Source organism: Nonomuraea antimicrobica, assembly GCF_039536965.1.
Classification (GTDB): Bacteria; Actinomycetota; Actinomycetes; order Streptosporangiales; family Streptosporangiaceae; genus Nonomuraea; species Nonomuraea antimicrobica.
On sequence record NZ_BAAAZP010000217.1, the window covers coordinates 25,647 to 32,869 of the forward strand.

A 7,223-nucleotide genomic window follows, 5' to 3' on the forward strand; every position below is an offset into this window, starting at 1 on the left:
CGCATTCTGACACGCGAAAGTCCGCCCAGCCCGACGCTTCGGTAAACAGACCGATACGCGGAGTAGTTCTGATCTGCCGCTTTTCGCCGACGGAGATGGTGAAAGTCGGACATGTGCACCCGGCGGGAGTCCAGCCGCCGCGCCACGTACCCCAATCCGCCGTGAACGGCCGCACTCCGCACATTACGATTGGCCACGGGCCGCGTGCGGGCGAGACCATCGCTCGCCCCTTTCGAGGAGGACACCATGGGAGCACCCCTCAGCGGTGACGATGCTGCCCAGGAACCGTCCCGACAACCACTCTCAGAACGCGATCTCGAGCTCCTCGCCTTCGAGCGCCAATGGTGGCGCTACGCGGGCGCGAAGGAGCACGCCATCAAGGAGACGTTCGGGTTCTCCGCCACGCGCTACTACCAGCTGCTCGGTGAGCTGATCGACCGGCCGGAGGCGCTCGAACACGATCCCATGCTGGTCAAACGGCTGCGCCGGTTACGGTCCACGCGACGTCGTGACCGCGCCGCCAGAAGGCTCGGCATGCGTCCCTGACCGGCTGGGTACGGCAGCCGCGTGAGGAACATCCCTGGAATGAAGGCGATACTGAACGATCCGGCGGGCGCCGTGATCGGGCTCGACTTCGACGGCACCCTGTCGCCGATCGTGCCCGACCCCGCCGAAGCCGTGATCCACCCCGAGGCGCCCGAGGTGCTCGCCGCCCTGGGCGACCACGTCCGCGCGGTGGCCATCGTGACCGGCAGGCCCGCGGCCACCGCGCTGGAGCTCGGGCCAGGACTGGCCGGCGTGCCCGGGCTGGTGGTGCTCGGGCACTACGGGTTCGAGCGCTGGGAGGGCGGGCGGATCTCCGCGCCCCCGCCCCCGCCGGGTGTGCCGCGGGCCGAGGCCGAGCTGCCGCTGCTGCTCGACTCCCTGGGCCTGTCCGAGGTGAGCGTCGAGGACAAGCACCGGGCCGTGGCCGTGCACACCAGGCGTGCCCCCGACCCCGAGGGCGCGCTGGCGGCGCTGCGCGAGCCGCTGGCCAAGCTGGCGGAGAAGCACGGCCTGGTGGTCGAGCCCGGCCGCATGGTGCTGGAGCTGCGGCCCCCGGGCATGGACAAGGGGCAGGCGCTGAGCCTGTTCCTGGCCGAGCGGGCGGCCCGGTCGGTCATGTTCGTGGGTGATGACCTGGGCGATCTGGCGGCGTTCGAGGCCGTACGCGCCTCCGGGCTGCCGGGGGTGACCGTGTGCAGCGGGTCGGCCGAGGTGACCGCGCTGGCCGAACGGGCCGACCTCGTGGTCGACGGGCCCGACGGGGTGGTGGAGCTGCTCGGCGAGCTGGTGGCGGCGTTCGGCCGGCTGTGACCGGGCGCGGCCCAGAGGCGGCTCAGGAACGCCGCCCCGCAGTGAGCACCCCGGCCAGCGCCAGCCCGATGAGCACCGGCACCATCAGGAACGCGGTCCAGGTGCCGAAGCCGTCGGCGAGCGTGCCGAGCGCGAGTGGCCCGGCCGCCATGGCGCTGCCCGCCCAGATAGGCGAGGCCGCCGCCGCCAGGTCCGCCCGGCCGCCGGAACCGGTGATCAGCGCGGCCAGCGCGAGCGGGAAGTGCAGGGAGACGCCGAGCCCGCAGACCACCAGCCCGGCGTACGACAGCAGAGGCTGGGTGCTCAGCCAGAACAGCAGCCAGCCCGCGGCCGTCACCGCCAGCGCCCCCGCGAACAGCGGCGTGCCCGGCAGGCGCAGCGCGAGCTGAGCCCCGGCGAACCTGCCCGCCGCCATGCCCGCCACGAACGCCGTCAGCCCCGTGGCCGCCGTCGCCGCGCTCAGCCCCGTACGCGAGGCGAACAGGTCGGCGGCCCACAGGTTGAACGTGAACTCCAGCGCCACGCAGCAGAACAGCACCAGCCCCGCCAGGTGGAACCGCCAGCCGGGCCGCTCCGCGGGAGGCGCGCTCCCACCGGCCCCGGCGGCCCGCCGGTCGGGCCAGACCCTGCCCATGGCCAGCGCGAGCAGCACGCTGGTGATCGGCGTGGCCAGCAGCGCGACCCGCCAGCCGAGCGCCGTCTGCGCGACCACGCTGAGCCCGAACGTCATCGCCATGCCCACGACGACCCCGACCGCGTTGGCCTCGCTGATCGCCGCGGGACCGGCCGGGCCGTGGTGATCGCTGAGCGTCGCCATGCACGTGTAGAGCATGATCGAGCCGAACCCGCCGGACACGCCGTAGCCGAGCAGCGTCATGGGCAGCGCGTCGGTGATCAGGATCATGAGCACGCCGGCGTTCATCCCGGCCAGGCCGATCCAGCACGTCGCGCGCCGCCCGAGCCGCCGGGTGAGCAGGGGCAACAGGAGCCCGGCCACGATCGTGCCGAGGGCCATGGAGGTGCCGTGCAGGCCCGCCACGGTGGCCGACGTGCGCTGGTCGGCGCGCAGCAGCGGCAGGGCGGCGCTCAGCCCGTACAGGAAGGTGGCGAACGTGCCGAGCTGCAGGTAGACGAGCCAGGTCGGGCGGTCTCTGACCAGTCGCGCGGAGGGTAAGACCGTGGTCACCCGGCAGCCTCCCGCTGGATGGAGGGACCTGTCGGTCTCATGTTAGGCCAGCGCGTCGAGCTGCGCCGCGAGCCATTTCCGCGGCGGCAGCGCGGTGGCGGCGGCGGCCAGCTCGTCGCGGCGCGAGCGGCGCTCGTCCTCGGGCATGACCAGCGCGGTGTGCAGCGCGGCGGCCGTGCCGCTGATGTCGTACGGGTTGACCAGGAGCGCGTGCTCGCCCAGCTCTGCCGCCGCCCCGGCCTCCCGCGACAGCACCAGTGCGCAGCGCGGCGACAGCACCGGGCCCTCCTTGGCCACCAGGTTCATGCCGTCGCGGACGGGGTTGACCAGCAGCACGTCGGCCATCCGGTACGCGGCCAGCGAACGCGCGTAGTCGTCTTCGACGTTGAGTATGAGCGGTTCCCAGTCTTCTGTGGCGTACTCGTCCTCGATCTCCTTGGCGCAGCGCTGCACCGAGGCGGTGTACTCGCGGTATTCGGGCAGGTCGTGGCGGCTGGGGTAGGCGAAGACCAGGTGCACCACCCGGCCGTGCCACTCGGGGTGGGCGGCCAGGAACTCGCGGTAGGCGTTCAGGCCGCGCACGATGTTCTTCGACAGCTCCGTGCGGTCGATGCGGACGATCAGCCTGCGCTCGCCCACCTGCTCCCTGAGCACGGCCATGTGCGACTCGACGTCGGGCTCGCGGGCCCGCTCCCACAGCTCCGCGCCGTCCACGCCGAGGCTGTGCACGCCGATGCGGGTCGTCCGGCCCTGGTACGTGATCGTGCGGGCGACCCGGTCGGTCTCGGCGCCCAGCAGCCGCTCGCAGCAGTCCATGAACGCCTGCGCCCACCGGTCGGTGAGGAACCCGGCGTGATCGGCGCCCAGGATGCCCTCCAGGACCTCGCCGGCCACGTCGTCGGGCAGCAGGGAGAAGTATTCGGGCGGTGCCCACGGCGTGTGGCTGAAGTGGGCGATGCGCAGGTCGGGCCGCTCGGCGCGGAGCAGGGCCGGGGTCAGCGTCAGGTGGTAGTCCTGCACCATCACGCGGGCGCCGTGCCCCGCCTCCTCGGCCAGCGCCATCGCGAACGCGCCGTTGTAGTCGCGGTACGACTCCCACTCGCGCGCGAACCTGGTGCCGAAGCTGGGGGAGTTGGGGATGTCGTAGAGCAGGTGGTTGACGAACCACAGCGTGGAGTTGGCCACGGCGTTGTAGGCGCGGTGGAACGTGGCCGGCGCGATGTCGAGCATCCGCAGCGGGCCGGTGTCGTAGCCGGCGTGGTCGAGCCGGCCCCCCGCGGCCAGGCGTACGGCGTTGCGGTCGCCGTCGGACAGCGCGGCGCAGACCCACAGCACGCCGTCTTTCCTGGCGATGCCCGACAACCCCGAGACCAGGCCCCCACCCCCGCGTCTCATCGTCAGCTCGCCGTCGTCGGAGACGGTGAAGGAGACGGGCCCTCGGTTGGAGGCCAGCAGCACGCTGTTCATCATGGCTCCCTTCGACCATAGGATCCCAGCTATGGCGCTTGATGAGCTAACCGAGGAACTCGCCCGCTCCGCCGCCGCCGGGGACCATCGCGCACTTGGCGAGCTCCTGGCGCGGATCGAGCCTGATGTGCTGCGGCACTGCGCCCGGATCCTTCCGTATCACCAGGACGCGGAGGAGGCCTCGCAAGATACGTTGCTGGCCGTGGCGCGTAACATCGGGCGCTTCGAGGGGCGGGCCAGGTTCAGCACCTGGCTGCACATCGTGACGGCGAACTGCGCGCGCACCACGTACCGGTCGCTGAAGCGCAGGGCGGCCGAGCAGACCTCCGACGAGCTGCCCATGCAGAAGCCCGACGTGCGGCGGGTCAGCGTGATCGCGGGCTCGCGGCTCGACCTGCTCGAGGCGATGGAGACGCTGGAGGCCGACAAGCCCGACCTGGCGCAGGCGCTGGTGCTGCGCGACATCGTCCAGCTCGACTACAACGAGGTGGCCGAGCAGCTCGGGATCCCGCTGGGCACGGCCAAGTCGCGCATCCACCAGGCCCGCAAATACGTGCAGGGACTGCTGGGGGAGGACTATCGCTGAGACTGTCCGTCTCGCATGTTGAGACGGGTGGTAATTTCGGCCCCTTAAGCGGGTAGAGTCCATTTCAACAACTGCATATTGCTCATCCAGAGGGGTGGAGGGACCGGCCCTGCGAAGCCCCGGCAACCCTCCCGGCTTTCGACTCGCGACCTGGCGAGGCCGACCGGGACAAGGTGCCAATTCCGGTTCGTGGTCAAGGTGGCCGCGGGCGAAGATGAGGGAAGGCCTCGCTTCATGTCGCTTGACTTTGGTCCTGCTGTCGGCCTCTCGTGCCGTGAGTGCGGTGCGCGCTACCCCCTGGGTCCCAGCTTCGCGTGTCAGGAGTGTTTCGGGCCGCTCGAAGCGGCCTACTCCTTCGGCGACGTGACCCGCGCGGAGATCGAGTCGGGTCCCGCCAACATCTGGCGTTACCGTTCGCTGCTTCCCGTGCCGGCCGACGTGGCCAGTAAGCCCAATATGAACCCCGGCTGGACCAAATTGGTCAAGGCCGGAAACCTCGGGCGGACACTCGGCATCAAGTCGCTTTACGTGAAGGACGACTCGGGCAACCCCACCCACTCCTTCAAGGACCGCGTCGTCGCCATCGCCGTCGAGGCGGCGCGCAGCTTCGGTTTCCACACCCTTTCCTGCTCCTCCACCGGCAACCTCGCCGGCGCGGTCACCGCGGCGGCGGCGCGGGCGGGGCTCGAGGCGTGCGTGTTCATCCCGGCCAACCTGGAGCAGGCGAAGATCGCCATGGCTCGCGTGTTCGGCGGGAAGCTGATCGGGATCGAAGGCACGTACGACGAGGTCAACAGGTTCTGCTCCGAGCTGATCGGCGACCCGCTTGGCGACAAGTGGGGCTTCGTCAACGTCAACCTGCGGCCCTACTACGCCGAGGGCTCGAAGACGCTCGCGTACGAGATCGCCGAGCAGCTCGGATGGCGGCTGCCCGAGCAGATCATCATCCCCATCGCCTCAGGCTCCCAGCTCACGAAGATCGACAAGGGCTTCAAGGAACTGGTGGCGCTCGGCCTGGTCGAGGACACGCCTTACAAGATCTTCGGGGCCCAGGCCGCCGGGTGCTCGCCCGTGTCCACGGCCTACAAGGCCGGCCACGACGTCGTGCAGCCGGTCAAGCCCGACACCATCGCCAAGTCGCTGGCCATCGGCAACCCCGCCGACGGGCCGTACGTGCTGGACATCGCCCGGCGCACCGGAGGGGCCGTCGAAGACGTCACCGACGCGGAGATCGTGGCCGCGATCAAGCTGCTGGCCTCGACCGAGGGGGTCTTCGCCGAGACGGCGGGCGGCGTCACGGTGGGCGTGCTGAAGAAGCTCACCGAGAACGGCCTGCTCGACCCCGAGGCCGAGACCGTGGTGCTCAACACCGGCGACGGGCTCAAGACGCTCGACGCGATCAGCGGCGACGCCACGCCCACGGCCGTGATCCGGCCCTCTCTCGACGCGTTCCGCGCGACTGTCTGACAACCAGGAAAGGCGACGTAAACCATGAGCGTTTCTGTGCGGATTCCCACCATTCTGCGCACGTACACCGGTGGGAGCGCGGAGGTCAGTGGCGAGGGCGCGACTCTTCGTGACGTGCTCGCCAAGCTGGACTCCGACTACCCGGGGATCGGCGCGAGAATTCTTGATGAATCGGGCAAGATTCGGCGTTTTGTCAACGTTTACGTTGGGGAAGAGGACGTCCGTTTCACCGAGGGTCTCGACACTCCAGCCCCTGAAGGCACTCAGATCTCCATCATCCCGGCGGTGGCCGGCGGCTGACACCGTCCATCCCATGTGAAGGCGCCCCTAGTGGGCGCCTTCTGCTTTTCCGGCCAATTCCGCGTTGAACGACCTTCGGCGCGAACAAATAGGCAGTTTGCAGATTGACTCTGTTGCCAAACCCCGTGCCACAGGTATGGTCGAGGGCGATCGTCTGGCTGATTTTCGGTTAAGTCACACGATTACAGGTCCCGCGGAGGAATGGGCGAGATCTGGGAGACCAGTAAGAGGAGTCGGAAGTGGCGCAGGGCACCGTCAAGTGGTTCAACGCGGACAAGGGCTACGGCTTCATCGCGGTAGACGGTGGTAAGGATGTATTCGTCCATTACTCAGCGATCATGATGGACGGGTACCGATCTCTCGAGCAGGGACAGCGCGTCGAGTTCGAGATCACGCAGGGCCAGAAGGGGCCGCAGGCGGAGTCCGTCCGCGCGGTCTGATCAGCACTGGTTTGCACCGGGCGGGATCGCACGGCAGCGCAGTCCGTGCGATCCGTTCACCTCTCTCTTTCGTCGACTCGCGTACGGCGGGCTGCTCAGGGCGGCTCGCCGTACCGGCACACTGACCTGGGAAAGAACCCTGGGCGGGTGGGCTTTCGCTTGCACTCGGCAGGGTAGAGTGCTAAACAGTTCGTTGGCACTCTGTGCAGCAGAGTGCCAACATCGGATCGAGACGATGGGGTCTGCCGAACGGAGATGCTGACCCATGCCGTCGCGGGCGTCGGCTCGGTCCATGACAAGCCACCCTGCATCTGGGAGGTCTAGCCTTATGGCAGCCAAGATGATCGCGTTTGACGAGGACGCCCGGCGCGGTCTCGAGCGTGGTATGAACCAGCTCGCCGACGCCGTCAAGGTGACCTTG

At 69.3% G+C, this 7,223-nt stretch carries 8 protein-coding genes and 1 riboswitch; of the genes, 6 read left to right on the forward strand and 2 right to left on the reverse strand.

The features are described from left to right. The first annotated feature begins 246 nt into the window (after positions 1-246). A complete protein-coding gene (locus ABD844_RS46620; protein ID WP_344894263.1) occupies positions 247-546 on the forward strand; it encodes a DUF3263 domain-containing protein in 300 nt (99 codons plus the stop codon). 39 nt (positions 547-585) lie between these two features. Next, complete coding sequence (gene otsB, locus ABD844_RS46625) at positions 586-1,356, forward strand: trehalose-phosphatase (RefSeq protein WP_344894266.1); 771 nt, start codon at positions 586-588, stop codon at positions 1,354-1,356. A 22-nt stretch (positions 1,357-1,378) separates the two neighbouring features. Here otsB and ABD844_RS46630 read toward each other — a convergent pair whose 3' ends face one another. Both ABD844_RS46630 and ABD844_RS46635 read right to left on the reverse strand, forming a co-directional pair. Next, complete coding sequence (locus tag ABD844_RS46630) at positions 1,379-2,542, reverse strand: MFS transporter (protein ID WP_344894269.1); 1,164 nt, start codon at positions 2,540-2,542, stop codon at positions 1,379-1,381. Between the two features lie 42 nt (positions 2,543-2,584). Further along, entirely contained in the window at positions 2,585-4,009 is a 1,425-nt protein-coding gene (locus ABD844_RS46635) for an alpha,alpha-trehalose-phosphate synthase (UDP-forming) (protein WP_344894282.1), read from the reverse strand. Positions 4,010-4,040: 31 nt separating this feature from the next. Between ABD844_RS46635 and ABD844_RS46640 the strand changes: the two genes are divergently transcribed. From ABD844_RS46640 to ABD844_RS46655, 4 genes are all read left to right on the forward strand, one after another. Continuing rightward, positions 4,041-4,595, forward strand: a complete 555-nt coding sequence (locus ABD844_RS46640) for an RNA polymerase sigma factor (RefSeq protein WP_344894272.1) — start codon at positions 4,041-4,043, stop codon at positions 4,593-4,595. A 79-nt stretch (positions 4,596-4,674) separates the two neighbouring features. Next, a riboswitch (SAM riboswitch) is annotated at positions 4,675-4,816 on the forward strand. Between the two features lie 13 nt (positions 4,817-4,829). Beyond that, the gene (thrC, locus tag ABD844_RS46645; RefSeq protein ID WP_344894275.1) at positions 4,830-6,062 is read left to right on the forward strand and encodes a threonine synthase; all 1,233 of its coding nucleotides are present in this window, start codon (positions 4,830-4,832) and stop codon (positions 6,060-6,062) included. Positions 6,063-6,086: 24 nt separating this feature from the next. Continuing rightward, complete coding sequence (locus tag ABD844_RS46650; RefSeq protein WP_344894278.1) at positions 6,087-6,362, forward strand: MoaD/ThiS family protein; 276 nt, start codon at positions 6,087-6,089, stop codon at positions 6,360-6,362. Between the two features lie 239 nt (positions 6,363-6,601). After that, entirely contained in the window at positions 6,602-6,802 is a 201-nt protein-coding gene (locus tag ABD844_RS46655) for a cold-shock protein (RefSeq protein WP_068927743.1), read from the forward strand. Positions 6,803-7,223 lie beyond the last annotated feature (421 nt).